The organism is Modestobacter versicolor (assembly GCF_041028285.1).
Taxonomy (GTDB): Bacteria; Actinomycetota; Actinomycetes; order Mycobacteriales; family Geodermatophilaceae; genus Modestobacter; species Modestobacter versicolor_A.
The window spans coordinates 1-651 of the sequence record NZ_JABGDB010000025.1 but is presented as its reverse complement, the minus strand read 5'-3'; the positions used below and the strand labels follow the sequence as shown (position 1 = coordinate 651).

Annotated in this window: 1 protein-coding gene; it reads right to left on the bottom strand. The window is 37.3% G+C overall.

The genetic code is table 11. The annotated features are described in order from the left end of the window. Positions 1-70: 70 nt before the first annotated feature. Positions 71-271 (bottom strand): hypothetical protein, encoded by a 201-nt coding sequence (locus HL054_RS22090; protein WP_259542517.1) that lies wholly within the window; start codon positions 269-271, stop codon positions 71-73. Positions 272-651: the final 380 nt, after the last annotated feature.

Here is a 651-nt window from a genome sequence, read left to right as displayed (position 1 = left end):
CTGGTGTGATATATAAAGCATCAAGTTGCTCAGTTGAAGGTAGCATATCCTCACTGTCAATAGTCAATGTTCATTTAACGGTTTCTACAATGTTTCTGAAACCTAAAGCAATATTGATGACTTCTTCTTTTGTAGGAAGTGTGGTTACTTTACCATCCACATATCCGTCAATACGCATGTTGTTAAAATCAACCACTTTGGTTTCATCAACAGTTTGGATACCTTCACCAATAACTGTTCTATTCTTTACTAAAAAAAGTTCTCTTTTCATATAATCTCCTTAAATTGACAATTCTGCAATCAGGTCAATATCTGATGTCTTGCCAATAATCTGAATGTTGCCATTGGCTGTTCTTATGTAGGCGTGTGGGTCAGCAATTCATTCATATTCATCAATTTGGGCATTAGTTAGAAGTACTCAACCAATTGTGCCAAACATGTCTGATGTCATAATTCACGGTGTGTTGTCCACGTTGAAAGTGAATCCACCAACTGCTATGTTAGACCCGTTGAGTCTCTGTCACACGTTGGCATTCAACATTGCATGCTGAACAGCCTCACACACAACATTGACTAGTTGCTCCTGGTCCTCAGTCAGAAGTCATTTAAATGGAATTGATTTTAATTTTCCGTATTTCAACTTCACAATTG